The following is an 18,425-nucleotide window of genomic DNA, read 5'->3' on the forward strand; positions in this document are numbered from 1 at the left end:
AAAAAAGGCACGGGAATCAACTCGTGCCTTTTTTCATTATAAACCTGTTTAAATTTCTATTATGAACAACGGATAGAACGTCCCAGTCTCAAAACAGTAGTTTTAGAAATGCCATTCAACTGGCATAATTTGGAAACCGTTGTTCCGTATTTAGTTGCAATTGCACCCAATGTATCTCCCGATTTAATACGATGATAAACCGGAGTCTGCCCCGGTTTACTATTTGAAGTATTATCCTGAAGTGAGGCTACAGCAGCTGTAGTTGCCTCGACCTTTGTCTTTGATGCCTTTTGCACAGACGAGGCTCCCTGTTTGGAGCGAGTCTTTGACACACTTCTCTGGCCGTTTGCACTACAACGAATTGACTGGCCTAAACGAAGTATCGATGTGCTTTTCAACCCATTCAAACGGCAAAGTTCATTAACTGTTGTTCCGTATAAACGGGCTATTTTACCCAATGTATCACCCGATTTCACGCGGTGATAGACCAATTGATTATCGGATGAAGTATAAATATTACTCTTACGTCCGTTTATTTTCACATTATGAAATACATAAGTATCCTGGTGAGGAACTCCATTTTCGAAATCTATAATTTCTGAAGGATTTATTGCCTGTCCCAGGAAACGGGTTTCAAAGTGAAGATGAGAGCCTGTAGAACGTCCGGTATTACCTCCTAAAGCAATCGGATCTCCCGCACGTACTATATTGTTTATTTTAACTAATATCTTAGAAAGATGACCATAAATTGTCTCCAAACCATTCGGATGACGAATTACCACGTAATTGCCATATCCACGGCGTTCAAAATTACAAATACGGATTTTACCATCAAAAGCTGCGCGAATCGTATCTCCAATCTGCACCTTCAAATCAATTCCTTTATGCATACGCCGACGACGCGGGCCATATTTAGAGGTGATACGAGTCATCGAATCAATCGGCATTGTAAAAGAAGCACAATTTATCGCACATGAATCAGGAAATTCCACTTTGCCTTCACGAAAAGGGTTTACCCAACGGGTATCCCAGTTAGAGCCATATAATTCGTCTGCAGGAAATAACAATTCTTCCTCTTCTAATTCGGCTTGCTCTTCTAATTCGGCCAATGCTTTAAGAGTAATATCTTTTTTAAAGCCGACACGGTCTGCCATTAGTTCGGAAACACGTTCATCCATTAATTTAGTATGTGAAGTTATCTTCGGGGATGTTCCTTTTTTATCTCTATTCTGGGCACTCCCTGCCGACACAAATACAACGGAACAACATATTATAAGTAATGCTTTTATACTCATTTTATTAATTTATTCTTCTTAGATCATGAAAAACAAAGACTTTCAGCCCATCAGCCCAAAAGTCAGTTTGCCAAAGTTCGTGAAATTAAGTAAACCCTCAAAAAGAATTATAGAAAAATTTCCACAATGAGAATAAACAAAAATAAATCAAACACAAAAACCATTTGATATACAAGCGATTATATCACAATATGTTTTACAACATATTAACTTATCATTCCCCAGTTCACCTTTCTGGAAAATAACGTTTTTAACCGTTCGTTCAATATCCTATGAGTATCGGACAGCAACTCCGGGTCTTCGTTCAAAATATCTTGTGCCACTTCACGTGCAAACTGAAGAATTTGACCATCGGCAGCCAAATCGGCAATTTTAAGATAAATGCCTTCTCCGCTCTGGCGGGTTCCTTCCAAATCACCATGTCCGCGAAGTCGCAAATCGGCTTCGGCTATTTCAAATCCATTATTACTATTTACCATAATCTCCAGACGTTTGCGGGTCTCATTACTCAACTTATAAGAAGAGACTAAAATACAATACGACTGGTCTGCTCCACGTCCTACCCGTCCACGCAACTGATGCAGTTGGGACAGGCCAAAGCGTTCAGCGCTTTCTATTACCATAACCGAAGCATTCGGTACATTTACTCCTACTTCAATAACTGTTGTTGCCATCAGGATATGGGCTTCGCCGGATATAAATTTCTGCATTTCACGTTCTTTATCCGCAGCCTTCATACGTCCGTGCACCATACAAACTTTATACTCGGGAAACATCTCCTTAAACAGTTTAAAACCGTCTTCCAGATTTTTATAATCCAGCTTTTCATTTCCTTCGATTAACGGATATACTACATAAACCTGGCGTCCCAAATTGATTTCTTTCCGTAAGAAGTCGTACAATTGAGCCTTCTTATTATCGTAACGGTGAACTGTCTGTATCGGTTTTCGTCCCGGAGGCAGTTCATCTATTACCGACACATCCAAATCGCCATACAACGTCATGGCCAACGTACGCGGAATAGGCGTAGCTGTCATAACCAAGACATGCGGCACTATTGCATTCTTTGTCCATAAACGTGAACGCTGTTCCACTCCGAAACGATGTTGTTCATCTATAATAGCCAGTCCTAAAGAAGAAAAAACAACAGTTTCTTCTATCAACGCATGAGTACCAACAACTATCTGGATTTCACCATTAGCAATGGCAGGCAATATCTTATTTCTTTCTCTTTTCGGAGTAGAACCGGTTAGCAAAGCAACCTTAATATCCATATCTTTCAGAAACCCCATCACCGTTGCATAATGCTGTGTCGCAAGAATTTCGGTAGGAGCCATCATACATGCCTGGCAATGATTGTCTACAGCCAGCAACATAGCAAGCAAACCAACCAATGTTTTTCCACTACCCACATCACCTTGGAGCAAACGATTCATCTGCCGTCCGCTACCCATATCCGAACGGATTTCACGCACCACACGTTTCTGAGCCCCTGTCAACTCAAAAGGGAGATACTCTTTGTAAAAGGTATTGAAGAAGTGCCCTACCGTAGGAAAAATAATTCCTTTAAGTTTAAGTTTTCTCACGTTTGCCGTACGAAGGATATTCAATTGAATAAAAAACAGTTCGTCGAACTTCAAACGTAACTGTGCATTTTTGAGTTTCTCCGCCGATTCGGGAAAGTGAATATTACGCATTGCTTCGGTAAGTGAAACCATACGGATACGCTGTAACACATCGGGCGAAAGCGTTTCCGGAACTTCCCAATTCAGCCAGCTTAATAAAGTATACTGCAAGTTTTGTATCGACCGGGAATTCAGAAAAGATTTCTTCATCTTTTCCGTTGTATTATAAAAAGGCGTCAAACCGCCTGAAACCTGATCTGCCTGATCTACCGGGTCAATATCGGGATGCGGGATGCTATAAATATGCCCAAATTCGGCAGGCCTGCCAAACACGATATAATCCAATCCCGGCTTGATTTTATCGGTCACATAATTCAACCCTTTAAACCAGACAAGATCAATCGTACCTGTACCATCCGTAAACTTACCCACCAAACGTTTACTTCGTCCCTCTCCAAAAGTATCAAAATAAAGGATGCGCCCTTTTAGTTGAATGTAAGGCATATTCCCATTGATCTCGGCTATTTTGTAAAAGCGGCTGCGGTCTATGTATTTGTAAGGAAAATAAAACAACAAGTCTTCATAAGAAGAAATATCAGCTTCCTTCTGCAAAATTTCCGCCTTTTTAGGTCCTACACCCTGCAGATACGTTATAGACCGTTTATCAAGATCAAGCATTTCACTTTATAAATTACACTTGTCTGCAAAAATAGCATTTGCAACCAACAGATCAAAAGGTGTCGTTATCTTTATATTCTCACGGTTACCTTCCACTGTATGCACAACTTCCCCTATCGCTTCAACAACCGAAGCATCATCTGTAAACAAAGGTGAATACGGCTGTTTATAAGCCTTCAATAATAAACAGGAAGAAAATACCTGAGGCGTTTGTACGGTAATATATCGACTACGGTCTACCGGATGGCTGCCTTCGCCATCCAATTCACGTAAAGATTCAATCATCGGCATTACCGGGATAGCATTACCGCATTGTTGCGCTTTTTCAAAGCAAGCCGTTATCACTTCTTTGGAAACAAACGGACGTACTCCATCGTGCACACCAACGAAAACATTTTCGTTCCTCCCGAAAGAAACTCCAAACCGTTCCGAAAGAAATTCCAAACCGTTCCGAACGGAATGAAAACGAGTCTCTCCTCCGTTAACAACCTCATGGGGCACACCACATCCTATTTCTTTACACAACATCTTCCAATAAGACTGATGTTCTTCCGGTAAAACCAATATAAGGCGGGCAGCCTCATCCCATCGGTGAAAAGTCTCCAACGTATGCATCAATACAGGTTTTCCGTTCATTGGTATGAATTGTTTGGGTAAATCGCCTCCCATACGAAGCCCTTTACCTCCGGCAACTATCAATACAAACTTCTTCATACATCCAATTCTTCCAGTATTTTTTTCACTTCCCCGTCTGCTTTATATAATTTTTCCTTACAAAGTTTGATCAGGCGGGTTGCCTCTTTCACCTTCTCCGAAAGAATGTCAACATCCAAATCGCCATTTTCAATATCAGCTACAATCTCACGAAGTTTCTCTACTGCTTCGTTATATGTTTCTTTCTTCTCTGCCATATCATTTTATTTTATTTACCGTACTATATACACTACCATCGGCAAACCGGGTTATCAATTCATCACCAGGTTGCAAGTCTGCAGCGTGCTTTATAATTTTTCCGTTCTTCAAAGATAAGCTATATCCACGTTTCAAAATATATTCCGGCGAAGCCATTTTTATAAATTGTTCTGTAAGCTGTATAAAACGTTCGCCTTCTTTCAATTTAAAAACCGCCAAGTTTCCCAATCGTAGCCGGGCAGCATTCAGCAAAGAATTGCGTAACTTTAAAAGAGAAGATGCTGCAGTTGGCAATTTGCTTCCTAATGCCTGCAATGTAGCCCGGTTTCGTTCGATCTTATTTACCGCTATTGCCGGCAACCGGTTTCCTACCAATTGGAGATAGTTCTTTCGTTTTTGAAGAACATCAACAGCCGATGCACAAATATCTTGCTGCAAAGCATTTAATTCGTCTGCAGCTGCGTCCATTCGTCCAATAAGAAACTCAGCCACAGCCGTAGGTGTTTTCATTCGGGTATGAGCTACCATATCAACAATCGTATCATCCCGCTCATGGCCAATTCCTGTAATAACAGGCAACGGGAACTGGGCACAATTAGCAGCCAGCAAATAAGAATCGAAACTATTCAAATCCGACGTTGCACCACCACCCCGGATGATAACCACGACATCAAAACTATCTGCATAATGATAAATCTTATCCAATGCTGAAATGACGGAAGCCTCCGTTTTTTCACCTTGCATCAAAGCCGGAAAAAGTTTTACATAAAAAGGATAGCCTGCTTTGTTCAAAGATAACTGATTCAGAAAATCTTCATATCCGGCGGCCGTAGCAGAGGTAACCACCGCAATTCGTTGTGGCAATGCAGGAAAAGGAAGTTCTTTATTTAATGTCAATACTCCTTCTTCCTGTAACTGACGAATTATCTCCATCCGCTTACGCACCATATCACCCAAAGTGTAAGCGGGATCAATATCTATAACAGTCAGGCTAAAACCATACAATTCATGAAACTCAACAATAACTTTTACCAGTACCTTTATTCCGGAAGCAAACAACTGCCCGGTTTCCATTTCAAAATAAGGTTTCACCATACGGAACGTTTTCGCCCATATCGTTCCTCTGGCACGAGCTACAATTTGTCCTGTTATTGTATTTTTTTCGATAAATTCCAAATAACAATGTCCGGAAGACATATTTGTACGCACATCACTCATTTCGGCACGTACCCAATAAGTATCGGAAAAAGATTCATAGACCGTTTTCTTTACCCGGGTTGTTAATTCCAAGAGTGAAAACGCTTCTTTTTCAATCTCTATGCTATTCTGTTCTTGCGACATATTTACTCTTGTTTTTATACGCTTTGAACACATCCGGAATACCATATCCCAACTCCGCATCCGGCTGGTTGTATTGGCTGGATGATCGTTGCAATAACTCTATCATTTCCTTATTGCTCAATTCCGGGAATGCCTGCCATAAACAAACTCCCAAACCGGCAAGGATAGGAGTTGAAAAAGATGTCCCGTTTGCGTAATGTATATTACCCGAAGAATCTATTACACAACAACCACTACCCAAAGCAACAACATCGGGTTTTACCCTGTAATCCGCCGTAAGCCCAACGGAACTAAACACACTCTTTTTCTTCTTCTCTGTTATTGCTCCTACGGTTACGACATCAGAAGCATCCGAAGGGAAAGTTATTTTCTCCCAATAACCATTTCCTTCGTTGCCGGCGCTGCAAAACACCAAAATTCCTTTTTCAGAAGCCTTATGCGCAGCACGGCTGATAAGTGCAGTCTTTCCATCCAAAGCCGACTGACTGTAAATCAACTCACCCGCATCATACGTAAAATACCCTAAAGAAGAAGTAATGACATCAACCCCAACGCTATCGGCAAACTCAACAGAAGCAGCCCAATAATCTTCTTCTATCGGATATTCAGACCGGCTATCTTCACTTTTTATCAGCCAATAAGATGCTTCGGGAGCTGTCCCCACCATTAAACCCGGGACATTTGAAGCCAAACAAGACAATACCTTAGTCCCATGGTCGTCATCATCAAAAACACTTTCTCCGGGAAAAACAAAATTCTGTGTACCCAGTAGCTTCAATGAGCTAAATATACTTATACGGTCTACATTCATGAATCCGGCATCAATCACGGCAATTTGCATACCTTCACCCTTATACCCGGCATTATGTAATTTTACACCGTTCAACATTTTAATCTGATCTTCTGCATAACCATAAAACGTTTCTAAAGGTTCGTCGGAGGGTACAAATAAAGACGTATCATCACGGGCTACGACCTTTGTTTCCCAATCTCCTTTCCAGACCCATTTCACAGAATCCACAAAAGAAAGCCGTTTTAACTGTTCGGAGGCCAGGCTATCAGCACATGCCACAACTACTGTCGAGAACCATTTGCTCTGTACGATTGGTTTTCCTCCACAATCAGCCAATGAATCCAAATAGGCACGGGCAATAGGCAAATCAGAAACTGAGATTTGTTTTCCTTGTTTTGCCCGGCGTTCTATTGCACGTTCGGAGAGATAGGCATCCGGTTTATCAACCGTATAACCGGAATTCCCTTTATCTTTCAGATAGACACGAAAACAGTAACTTTCACCGGCGCAAAGCCATAAAGACAGGCAACTAAACAATAATACTGCTATATATTTACTCATATGATATTTATCTACACAATACACACGGGTTACAAAGGTACGAATAATGCATAAAATATACTATAACACACAAACATACTAAAACAAACAACCCTTCATAGTTCTTGTCAGACAAGCCATGAAGGGTTTATTTATTTCAGTATATATCTATTATTTACTCGCTGATATTGCAGATCGGTATTTCCCGTTTTACACTCTGACGCAAGGATATTAATGTTTCAGTTGCCGTAACTCCCGGGATTTCCTGAATTTTAGAATTCAAAAGCTCCATCAAATGCTCGTTGTCACGCGCATACAATTTAATAAGCATTGTATACGGCCCCGTAGTAAAATGACATTCCACTACTTCCGGAATTTTCTCAAACTCCGGAACCACATCTTTATACATGGATCCGCGTTCCAGCTTAACACCAATATAAGTACAGGTATTATAACCCAAAATTTTCGGATTGATATGATATCCCGACCCAACGATCACATTCATATCAATCATGCGCTGTACCCGTTGATGAATGGCTGCACGTGAGACACCACATTCTTCGGCAACATCCTTAAAAGGAATCCTGGCATTTTTTGAAATAATGTTCAATATCTGCCGATCCAGTTTGTCAATCTTCTCCATTTTTCAATTTGCTTTATAATGCACTATAGTTTAATGTATCAAAAGTATATAATTAATTTGAATCAAATGTCATTCTGAAAGAAAAAAGTGCTAAATAAATAATAAAGGCGGGCAAATAATGCTTTTTAGCATATTTTGCCCGCCCGTTAACTAAACAAAGGAAATATTATTTCTTGTCGTCGTCTTTTACAATTTCCAGCAATTCCACTTCAAACTTCAATGTACTGTTCGGTTTGATATCCTGGCCTGCGCCGCGTTCGCCATAAGCTAATTCTGCAGGAATCCAGAAAATGTATTTAGAACCTACTGGCATCAACTTAAGACCTTCTGTCCAACCTTTGATAACATTACCTACACCAATTGTCAATGGTTCGCCGCGATCAAGTGAGCTGTCAAATTTAGTACCGTCCAACAAAGTACCGGTATAATGAACTTTTACTTTATCATCATCAGTAGGTTTTGCACCTGTACCTTCTTTTTCCACTTTATATTGAAGACCGCTCGGAGTTGTAATAACACCGTCTTTTGTCTTATTTTCAGCAAGGAATTTATCACCTTCTTCTTTTGTTTTACTTGCTTCACGAGCTTGAGCTTCTACAAAATAAGTCTGCAAATAATTCTGTGCTTCTTGCATAGACATCTTTGTAGAATCACCTTTAATAGCCTGAACAAAACCTGCAATCAATGCATCGATGTTAGCTTCGCCACCAGGCAAAGTTTTCAGGTTTTCCTTATAGTTCAAACCGGTGCTTACACCGATTGCATAACTTGCACTGTCAGCGGCAGTTTTTAAATTTGCCGTAGGATGCGAATTGCAAGAAGAGACAGAGATACCTAATGCCACGATAGCTGTAGTAGCTAATACACCAAACTTTTTCATTTTCTTTTTGTATTTAATCATTTTACTATATCCAATAATTCAACATCAAACACGAGCGTACTGTTCGGTTCGATTGCTTCTCCGGCACCATGTTCGCCATAAGCCAAGTCGGAAGGGATAAACAATCTCCATTTAGAACCGACTTCCATTAACTGTAATGCCTCAACCCATCCCGGAATAACTTGCGATACACCAAACACTGCGGGTTCGCCTCTTTGCACTGAACTATCAAAAACAGTCCCATTTATCAAAGTTCCGTGATAATGACATTTTACTTTATCTGATGCTGTAGGCTTTGCACCGGTTCCTTTCTTCAGTACCTCATATTGCAGTCCGCTAGGCAATACATTTACGCCTGCTTTATGCTTATTGATATTCAAAAATTCTTCTCCTGCTTTTTTATTAATCTCCAACTTTTCCTGTTGAAGTTTTACAAAATAATCATTGATTATCTGTTTTGCCTCATCATAGCTTATAACAGGTTTGGTTTCAGACAATACGTCTTTCAATCCTTGCATGAAATCTTCAACCTGAAGATTATTGATTCCAGAGTTCTGGAAATTATTGCCGATACTTAAACCAAGGGCATAACTTACTTTATCCATTTTTTTCTTGTTCAACTAATTATGAGGTACAAAAGTAATGCTTTTAACCGGACAATCACCAAAAGGAAATACTTTTTTATTACTTTTGCATCAATTATGAATGAACGGCAAACCGAATTAACAAGATTTTCATGGCTCTTTGATCAATTTAAGGAGCCTTTTATTTTGTTTGCCAATTCATGCGCCCGTGATATGGCCGCTACAGAAGGAACAGTATTGATCCCGATCTTTTCTAAAAATCATCGGGATGATTTTACAAAATGATCCCGATGATATAAAAATATCACTATTCACTCCTCAAAGCAATCTTGTTTGGTACGGATAAAGCCTCACCCAAATCACCATATAACGTTTCGTAAGGAAAGAAATGAAGCATAAAAAGGATGTATCTCTAACAAGCTGAACATAAGCAGTTAAAATCCTGTCCAGGTTTCATACTATCAAACAAAGAAGGTTCATCCAACAACATATCATACATCTGTCGGATGAACCTGAAATCTTACACTCCAAAAGGGCAACCCCTAAAAGCTAATATCCTAATTCAAAAGGCTGCTCCGTTGCCTGTACACCTTCCGACATCCATTTAGGCATCGGGCTCTTCTTCAAATAATGATCGAAGAACTGGAACATGCGCTTCTGAAAGTCTACACGATCTGCCATTGGTTCCGGCCAATGAGGACTTCCCGGATAGTTAAGCAACCAAGCCGGTTTATGTAAACGTTTCAAAGCAATAAAATATTCTATTCCCTGATACCAGGGCACATGTCCATCTGCATCATTATGCATGATAAGGATTGGCGTTTGCACCTTATTCATATGGAAAAGGGGTGAATTTTCAAGATATTGCAATGGTGCACTCCAGGGAGTTCCACCAATACGGCTCTGCGTATGCTCATACTGGAATGAACGGTTCAAACCTGATCCCCAACGAATACCGCCATACGCGCTAAACATATTTACGACAGGTGCTCCAGACTCGATAGCTGCAAACAGATTGGTGCGTGTTGCCAGATAAGCCACCTGATAACCGCCCCAGCTATGGCCTTGTGCAGCAATCGCTTTTTCATCAATATAGCCTTTAGAAATCATCATGGTTACACCCGGCATAACACAATTATAACAACTCTGTCCGGGGTAGCCGTCTACATAACGTACATCCGGATTAAAAATAATATATTCATGACTGTTGTATAAATGATAATCCACAGTAGAGCGTCCGGGTTCAGGCATGTGGTAGCTATAATATGTGTCGGCGTTCCGTTCGTAGAAATTGACAATCATCGGATATTTCTTCTTCGGATCAAAATTGGCCGGCTTATACACCACGCCCTCCAACGGACGGCCATCCAAAGAAATCCAGGAAACCATTTCTGTTGTTCCCCAAAGGAAGTCTTCCTGCTGCCGGTTACCATGAGTCAACTGAATGGATTGTTTAAAATTCAGATCAGAAAGACGAATATCCGGATATTGTTCAAACGTCTCAGATGTATAAATAACGGCATCCGTATTCTTGGCCTTTAAAGGAACACTCAGCATGAAGTTGCCTGCAAGCAATGTTTTAGGAGCTCCCGGAGAAGACAACTTTGCCTGATAATAACCATACCCTTTCGTTGTCCGGTTGAAGCCTATTAATAGCTGAGGTTCGTTCAGGTTAATAGCACGTGTTTCCTTATCCAGGCGTATCCAATTATAAGATATATCTTTCTTTCTTCCGTCCACTGTAAGGTTCACTGGCGCAGCCTCTCCTATCGGATCAAAACGCCAAAGATCATAACGGTCATATACCAGTAAATATTTGTCATCCGTTGTCCATCCCGCCGAGCCATAAGAACTGGGATAATCAGGAACGTCATTTTCTTCGTCCCAGGCAGGAAAAGTTTGCGGAGTAGAAAGACGATACTTCGTGCCGCTTGCCAAAGCAACAGTATACCAACTGCTATCCGTTTCAGCATACCAATAAGCATATTTGCCTGCCGGAGAAATATCCAAATCACCGTAATCGGCCGTTAGCAACGGTTTTCTCTCTCCATTATCCAACGACACGGTATAATAATCACTGCGAGTACGTCCTTCCCACATAGAAGAAAGAGAATAAGGACGCGAAGTAGAGAGCAAAGCAACAGATGAATTACCTTCATCACCTAACTTAATATCAGGTAATTCCTTATCGGCCAGTTGAAACAGAGAGCCATCACTTAAATTATAGACTGCACGATAACTTCGTTTCAGTTCCTTTTCCTTATTATAATTTTGTACAGTATACTGAACTGGTTCATTCCAGCTCCATACCTGTACTTCCGGACGATTGGCGGCCAGAATAGTCGTATCTTTTTGCTTCGGCTCAGGTGAAGTACCAAAGAAAAGACGGGCTGCATTCTTTGAGAACTGCAACTCTCCATTTTCATTCACTACCCAACCGGTTGGGAAAGCTTTATTGCCCCGTCCGGCCAGTAATTTAGCCGGCACATTATTCTCGGACAACCATAAATCGAGTGCTTTATATACCGAATCTTTATCAGCACAATAAAGAAAAGCTATACGGTTACCTTGTTCATCGAAAGTTGTCTGTTTAAACACACCTTTTCCCTCCTTGATCAAGACAGGTGTTCCCTTATCCGGATTCAATGTAAATAAACCAGGCTGCAACTCTTTATCTTCAATAGAAATGTAGAAGAGCATAGCACTTTTTTTCGCAAACTTATATTCTGTTACAGACGGAAATTGAAATGTTTTGCTTCCATCCAGGGAACGGATATACAATGTAGAATCTTTCCGGCCACGTTGATAAGCTATCCAATCGGCAGATTCCGCTAATTTGTAGTTTTTCAGAGAGTCAATCGTCTCCTGTTTCCCGGATAAATGATAAATAATCAATTTATCCATAGGCATATCATCTTCCTTCGTCTTTTTCAACCTTAAAGAGTCTGTTTCCTTCACCGTTGGTTTACTTACAGCAAGTAAGTAACGGGAAGAAGAAGAAAAAACAGCTTTATCAGCCGGGCAAAAAGAAGCTACCTCTTTTCCTTTTACATCATATAACTTAACGGTAGCATCCCCAACCCAAGGCTCCATTTGACAAGTTACCCAATTTCCATCATTGGAAATACTTTTAGAAGAAATACGGTTCCATTCAACCAGATTTTCGAAAGTCATGGCTTTGCCTGCCTCTTGTGCAACAGCAGGATAAGTAATACCCAAACAGGCAAGCCACAGCAGTTTTTTCAGATATTTCATATACGCGGCATTTATATTATTAATGTAAATGCAATATTACGCGTTTTTCTCTTATTTAGCTAATTCTTCCCCTAGCATTTGATTTGTTTCATTACTCTACAAAACTGAAGCAAGGGGTGGATAGTACAAAAAAATAGCTCTTATTCTGCCACTCCTTAGTTTTATGTTGTACTTTTACGCGGGCTAACCACCCTGCATGATCGAACTTTATTCGGTAATTGGAAACATTAAATAATTACTTATTAAACACATTACAAAAATGACAACTCGCAGAAACTTCCTTAGAAACGGTGGCCTTGCACTGGCCGGCCTAATGGTTGGAGAGAAATCGATTACCAGCATGGCCGAAGCAGCAGGCAAGTACGACAGCATGCCCGGCACAGCAGCCGCTTTGCAGTATGTTTGCCAGCGTCCGGCACCGGAGAAACGCCAATTCACCTCCGAAGCAGTAGAAAAAGCTATCAAGACGACAAAAGCCAAACTAAAAGACGAAAAACTGGCCTGGATGTTCGAAAACTGTTTCCCCAACACACTTGACACCACTTGCGAACACAAGATGATTAACGGCAAGCCGGACACCTTCGTCCTTACCGGAGACATCCACGCTATGTGGCTGCGCGATTCGTCGGCACAGGTATTCCCTCATATCCAGTTTGCCAACGAAGATCCGAAGGTGAAAACCATGCTTGCCGGTGTTATCAACCGCCAGACTTGGTGCATACTGAAAGACCCCTACGCCAACGGCTTCAACGAAGGCCCGACAGGCAGCGAATGGGAAAGCGACAACACCGAAATGAAGAAAGAACTTCACGAACGCAAATGGGAAATCGATTCGCTTTGCTATCCCATCCGTCTGGCTTATCATTACTGGAAGAAAACGGGCGATACCTCACCCTTCGACGCCGATTGGGAAAAGGCCATGCAATCCGTATACAAAACATTCATCGAACAACAACGCAAAGACAATCTGGGTCCGTACAAGTTCACACGCGTAACAGACCGTCAGGGAGACACCCTGCTTAATGACGGCTGGGGAAGCCCCGTTCGTCCGGTGGGACTGATCGTTTCTTCTTTCCGCCCTTCAGACGATGCCACTCTGTTTGGTTTCCTTATCCCGTCCAACCTGTTTGCCATCACTTCACTTCGCCAGTTGGCCGAGATGATGCGCACAATAAAAGGCAACAACGCATTTGCCGCTCAGTGCGAAGCCCTTGCCAAAGAAGTAGACGCAGCCGTAAAAGAATACGGTATCATCAACCATCCGAAGTTCGGTAAAATATACGCATTTGAAGTAGACGGCTTCTACAACCACGTATTTATGGACGACGCCAACGTGCCCAGCCTGTTAGCTCTACCTTATCTGGGCTGTGTAGACGCAAACGACCCCATCTACCAGAACACCCGCAAGTTCGTATTGAGCGAATACAACCCGTATTTCTTTAAAGGCACAGCCGGCGAAGGAATAGGCGGCCCGCACATCGGATTCGGTTACATCTGGCCGATGAGTATCATTATGCGTTGCAACACAACAAAAGACGCCGAAGAAATACGCAAGTGCGTTAAGATGCTTCGCGACACCGATGCCAATACAGGCTTTATGCACGAATCATTCTATAAAGACGATCCAAGCAAATTCACCCGCTCATGGTTTGCGTGGGTAAACACCCTGTTTGGCGAAATGATTTACCGCCTCGTAAACGAAGGCAAAGTAGATATCCTGAATAATCTGGGATAAAACGGTGGCACTCCATTATAGCGGGCTCACGGCCCGCTATTTCACAAACCTACCTGCCTGCCAACAGAATCTCTTTCAACTTCATTACCCCCTCCGAAGCTCCTGTCTGGATATGCTGTATGTCGTTACGATATGTATTCACATCTTTCGGATCGACCAGGAAGATAGGCTGACCTTTGCGCACGTAGTTCAATAAGCCTGCAGCCGGATATACGTTTAAAGATGTACCGATAACGACCACTATATCCGAAGCCTCAACCTCCCGGATAGCCGGTTCGATCATCGGGACAGCTTCACCAAACCAAACAACAAAAGGACGTAGCTGGCGGCCATTCTTATCTTTATCTCCCACATGCAAATCGGGATTGTCCGGCGAAATATCGTAAGTAGTGCCCATGTCGCCCACCGGACACGATTTCATCAGCTCGCCATGCAGATGAATTACAGAAGAGCTTCCGGCACGCTCGTGCAGGTTGTCTATATTCTGGGTGATGATGCACACATCAAAATCCTTTTCCAGTTCGGCCAAACCGATGTGTCCTGCATTCGGTTTGGTATTCAGTAGTTCCCTGCGCCGCTGGTTATAGAAATCGAGGACTAAGCCCGGATTTGCCGCAAATCCTTCGGGAGTTGCGACGTCTTCCACACGATATTTTTCCCATAGCCCGTCCGAATCGCGAAAGGTAGAGATTCCACTTTCGGCACTCATACCGGCGCCTGTCAATACAACTAACTTCTTTTTCATATCCTGATTATTTTGACTACCAACAAATATAGGCATAAGTTTTGGGCAGAACCAAAGAGATTTGTATTAACTTTATTCCCTCAACACACTATACGGTTATGAAAAAGAACATATTCTCCCTGTCACTGCTTGTCTTTATACTAGTTCAATTGCACGTACACAGTCAAAACGCATCTCTCGTGAATCCGTTTATCGGAACAGCCCGGAGCCACGCCCTTTCGCTGTGGGGAAACTACGGAGGAACTTACCCCGGAGCCGTTGCCCCCTGGGGACGCGTGCAACTTACGCCTGAGACCAGCATCCGTCCCTCGGAAAGAGGATATTATTATAGTGACGACAAAATACGTTCCTTCTCGTGCGTAACCCATCGGAGCGGTTACCCGAACGGTTCGGCCGGGAGGGTCCATCTCTTATTCATACCCGATCATATTTCGGAACTATCCCAGGAATACGACGGACGTGCTTTCTGCCACACACAAGAACAAGCTGCGCCGGGATATTATAACGTGCACTTTCAAAGCGGAGACCAGGTAGAAACTACAGCCTTAGTCCGCACCGGATTATTCCGCTACCACTCGGACAAAGAACAGACAACGCTGGTTATCTGTAATGCAGGAAACTTATCTGTCGGTAATCAAAACACGATAAATGCGGATTTCTTTCATACCGTATTCCGGTTCAACCATCCCTGGAAAAAATGTACATTGCGTAACGACACAGCCTACCTGTATTTCGATAAAGCGCAGACAAAAGACGGGCTACAGATAAAACTCGGCACCTCCATCCGTAACTTTGAAGGCAGTCTCAAAAACATGGATGCCGAAATACCCGGCTGGGATTTTGAAGCCGTACGGCAGTCTGCCTACAACCTGTGGGATGAAGAACTAAGCTGCGTCCGGATCGAATCGGATGACAAGGATAACAAAGAAAAGTTTTACACAGCACTTTATCATTCCTTCCTGATGCCCTGGATCGTCTCGGATGTACAAACACAAACAGGCAACACATACGCCGAGTTCTCAGCCTGGGACACATTCCGCTCTCTGCATCCCCTCCTCTCCTTGTTGAAACCGGACCGCCAGAAAGACATGATACGGTCTGCCATGAACGAATACCGTGCCAAAGGCTTTCTTCCAAAAGGCCCCATGACCGGCATGCACATGATACCGGTTCTTGTAGATGCCTACGTAAAAGAGGCGGTAGACGAAAATGCGGAAGAATTATACCAGGCCATGCTATCCTGCTACGGCGAAAGAGATCTACAGAACTCTCTGAGCGAATACCTGCAGAAGGGCTATATCGGAGCTTCCAAAGAAAAATCGGTCAGTATCACAACAGAATTTGCCTACGACGACTGGGCTTTAGGCCACTTTGCCCGATTAACAGGACGGAAAGCAGATGCGGAGAAGCTGATACGCCGTTCGTTTAATTACCGGAATCTGTTTGACGGGCAAACATTGTTCATGTTGCCAAAGGATGAAAACGGTTTTGTCCGTAATTCCGGAGAACTGGGATATCAGGAAAGCAACCGGTGGACAGCCTCCTGTTTCGTCCCGCATAATATACAAGATTTAATCAACTTATCCGGCGGCACCAATGATTTTGTAAACCATTTACAGAAAGGGTATAGCGAAGGTAAAATCATACACGATAACGAACCCGTTTTCCATTATCCATACCTCTTCTGCTGGGCGGGCAGGCCGGATATTACGCACCGGATAGTAAACAGAATCCTTAATGAAGATTACTCCTCGCGTCCGGGCGGCATTCCGGGAAATGACGACTTAGGGTCTACCTCCAGCTGGTTCGTATTCAGCGCCCTCGGACTATTTCCTGCCTGTCCGGGGACTGGCGAATATATACTGACACCTCCGTTATTCGACCACATAGAAATCCGTCTGCACAATGGCAAGACCCTCACAATCGACACCGAAGACGAGCCACAACAAGCTGCAACCTCCTACCCTACCATACTATTCAATGGAAAAATGCACAATAGTATGTACATCGATCACCATGCTATTGCAAACGGAGGAAGGTTAGCATTTGACTACGGCAGCCCTATAACCGATTTTTCTTCTTACAAAAGGCCATTCTCCGAAACAAAGGAGAAGCCGGATTTTAAGATAACGGCCACTATTCCGGCTCAAAGTACAATGTCTCCCAACCAGTCCAATCATATTGTCTTCCACGTCACCAACAAAGGCGTTCAAGGTTCCTTCGCAGCCTGTTTGTATGATGACACAGCACAGATAGCCACCAGGCGGGTAATGGTACAACAAGGGCATACCCTGGCAGATACACTCTCATTCACACTCTATAAAGAAGGAAAACACAAGATTAACCTGGGAGACTACACCTATACCATAGTGGTAAAAGATTCGGCAGATCGTACACAACCTTTTATCTGCACCCGGATCATTGGCTCTCCCTTGCTACCCGTAAACGAGAAGGTGAGCTGGCAAATAGTTTGCAAGAACATATCCGGCAAACCGCATAAAAGAAAAGTTCCTGTCTTAGTAAACGGAAAGGCAGTTGCCACCCTAAAAGTTTCCCTGGCACCGGGAGAGCAACAGACAATAAGCATGCCATATACCGCCTGCCGCGAAGGCTTTCTGGACGTAGATGTCTTAGGTTGCCATAAACGGGTAAAAGCCTATTCACAAAGTACGTCTGCCTGTTTGCTGCATCTCGATTACAACCACAAAGACGACCTGTTTGTATATGACCAGTCCGGCTTTGGCAACCATGGTGAATTGCACGGTAGCCTTCAGTGGGGCAAACAAGGCGGACAAGGGACCATACAAACCGGAGAACAAGCCTATGTCGTATTCCCACTCTCCGAGAGCCTGCAATCTGTCTACAATAATCAACTGACAATAGCCACCTGGATCTATCCGCAAGAGCCACCCAGGGGTGATGCCGATTTCTTTACAAAAGGAGATTACAGCCTGTTCAAGATGGAGGGTGCCCGCCGGCTGGCATTCTTCGCCGGAGGCTGGGGACGGGGCGAGTGCCAGGTCAATGTACCGGAAGATTGGTACACCCGTTGGCATCATATCGCAGGAGTATGTACCGGTTCCAGCATTAAACTATACATAGACGGGCAATTGATACAGGAGATACAGGTCGAGGGAGAGCTGGCGGAGACAGAATTACCCTGGAATCTGGGACGTAATGCCGAGATGCCTTACAGTCGCTTCTCCCACATGAAATTCGGTTCAAGCCGGATATACGGAGCTGCTCTGTCGGATGAAGAGGTAGCCGGCCTATACGAGGCAGGCTATAATGTGTTTGTGGGATCAAGAAACGCAGATAACGCAGACGGGTACAGATGAACGCAGATATATTTTTTAAGAGAGACATCTTTTCGCTATATTTGCAACCTATATCATAACA

13 protein-coding genes are annotated in these 18,425 nt (G+C 42.9%); 2 read left to right on the top strand and 11 right to left on the bottom strand.

What is annotated here, in order from left to right; translation table 11 throughout:
• Window positions 1–59: 59 nt before the first annotated feature.
• From ACYIB7_RS14345 to ACYIB7_RS14390, 10 genes are all read right to left on the bottom strand, one after another.
• Complete coding sequence (locus ACYIB7_RS14345; protein ID WP_103983941.1) at window positions 60–1,295, bottom strand: peptidoglycan DD-metalloendopeptidase family protein; 1,236 nt, start codon at window positions 1,293–1,295, stop codon at window positions 60–62.
• 206 nt (window positions 1,296–1,501) lie between these two features.
• Window positions 1,502–3,598: an ATP-dependent DNA helicase RecG gene (gene recG / locus ACYIB7_RS14350; protein WP_103983942.1), complete on the bottom strand. Its 2,097-nt coding sequence runs from the start codon at window positions 3,596–3,598 to the stop codon at window positions 1,502–1,504.
• Window positions 3,599–3,604: 6 nt separating this feature from the next.
• Entirely contained in the window at window positions 3,605–4,312 is a 708-nt protein-coding gene (locus ACYIB7_RS14355; RefSeq protein WP_480337547.1) for a 2-C-methyl-D-erythritol 4-phosphate cytidylyltransferase, read from the bottom strand.
• A complete protein-coding gene (xseB, locus tag ACYIB7_RS14360; RefSeq protein ID WP_099464583.1) occupies window positions 4,309–4,509 on the bottom strand; it encodes an exodeoxyribonuclease VII small subunit in 201 nt (66 codons plus the stop codon). The genes ACYIB7_RS14355 and xseB overlap by 4 nt, the downstream gene beginning before the upstream one ends.
• Window position 4,510: 1 nt before the next feature.
• A complete protein-coding gene (gene xseA, locus ACYIB7_RS14365; RefSeq protein ID WP_099464584.1) occupies window positions 4,511–5,851 on the bottom strand; it encodes an exodeoxyribonuclease VII large subunit in 1,341 nt (446 codons plus the stop codon).
• Window positions 5,832–7,205, bottom strand: coding sequence for a S8 family peptidase (locus tag ACYIB7_RS14370; protein WP_103983945.1), 1,374 nt, complete (start codon window positions 7,203–7,205; stop codon window positions 5,832–5,834). Before ACYIB7_RS14370 ends, xseA begins: the two co-directional genes overlap by 20 nt.
• 154 nt (window positions 7,206–7,359) lie before the next feature.
• Complete coding sequence (locus ACYIB7_RS14375) at window positions 7,360–7,827, bottom strand: Lrp/AsnC family transcriptional regulator (protein ID WP_099464586.1); 468 nt, start codon at window positions 7,825–7,827, stop codon at window positions 7,360–7,362.
• 166 nt (window positions 7,828–7,993) lie between these two features.
• Window positions 7,994–8,707: a BamJ family beta-barrel-assembly machinery protein gene (gene bamJ, locus ACYIB7_RS14380; protein ID WP_103983964.1), complete on the bottom strand. Its 714-nt coding sequence runs from the start codon at window positions 8,705–8,707 to the stop codon at window positions 7,994–7,996.
• A 17-nt stretch (window positions 8,708–8,724) separates the two neighbouring features.
• Window positions 8,725–9,312, bottom strand: a complete 588-nt coding sequence (bamJ, locus tag ACYIB7_RS14385) for a BamJ family beta-barrel-assembly machinery protein (RefSeq protein WP_099464587.1) — start codon at window positions 9,310–9,312, stop codon at window positions 8,725–8,727.
• Between the two features lie 528 nt (window positions 9,313–9,840).
• Window positions 9,841–12,546, bottom strand: a complete 2,706-nt coding sequence (locus ACYIB7_RS14390) for a S9 family peptidase (protein ID WP_480337550.1) — start codon at window positions 12,544–12,546, stop codon at window positions 9,841–9,843.
• Between the two features lie 259 nt (window positions 12,547–12,805).
• Between ACYIB7_RS14390 and ACYIB7_RS14395 the strand changes: the two genes are divergently transcribed.
• Window positions 12,806–14,281, top strand: a complete 1,476-nt coding sequence (locus ACYIB7_RS14395) for a glycoside hydrolase family 125 protein (protein ID WP_480337552.1) — start codon at window positions 12,806–12,808, stop codon at window positions 14,279–14,281.
• A gap of 49 nt (window positions 14,282–14,330) precedes the next feature.
• Here ACYIB7_RS14395 and ACYIB7_RS14400 read toward each other — a convergent pair whose 3' ends face one another.
• Entirely contained in the window at window positions 14,331–15,026 is a 696-nt protein-coding gene (locus tag ACYIB7_RS14400; protein WP_099464594.1) for an SIR2 family NAD-dependent protein deacylase, read from the bottom strand.
• Window positions 15,027–15,124: 98 nt separating this feature from the next.
• On the opposite strand from ACYIB7_RS14400, the gene ACYIB7_RS14405 reads away from it, so the two are divergent.
• Window positions 15,125–18,364 carry a GH92 family glycosyl hydrolase gene (locus tag ACYIB7_RS14405; RefSeq protein WP_480337554.1) on the top strand — a complete coding sequence of 1,080 codons (3,240 nt, stop codon included), beginning with the start codon at window positions 15,125–15,127 and terminating at the stop codon, window positions 18,362–18,364.
• Window positions 18,365–18,425 lie beyond the last annotated feature (61 nt).

It is taken from the genome of Parabacteroides sp. KHUB-03, assembly GCF_056640975.1.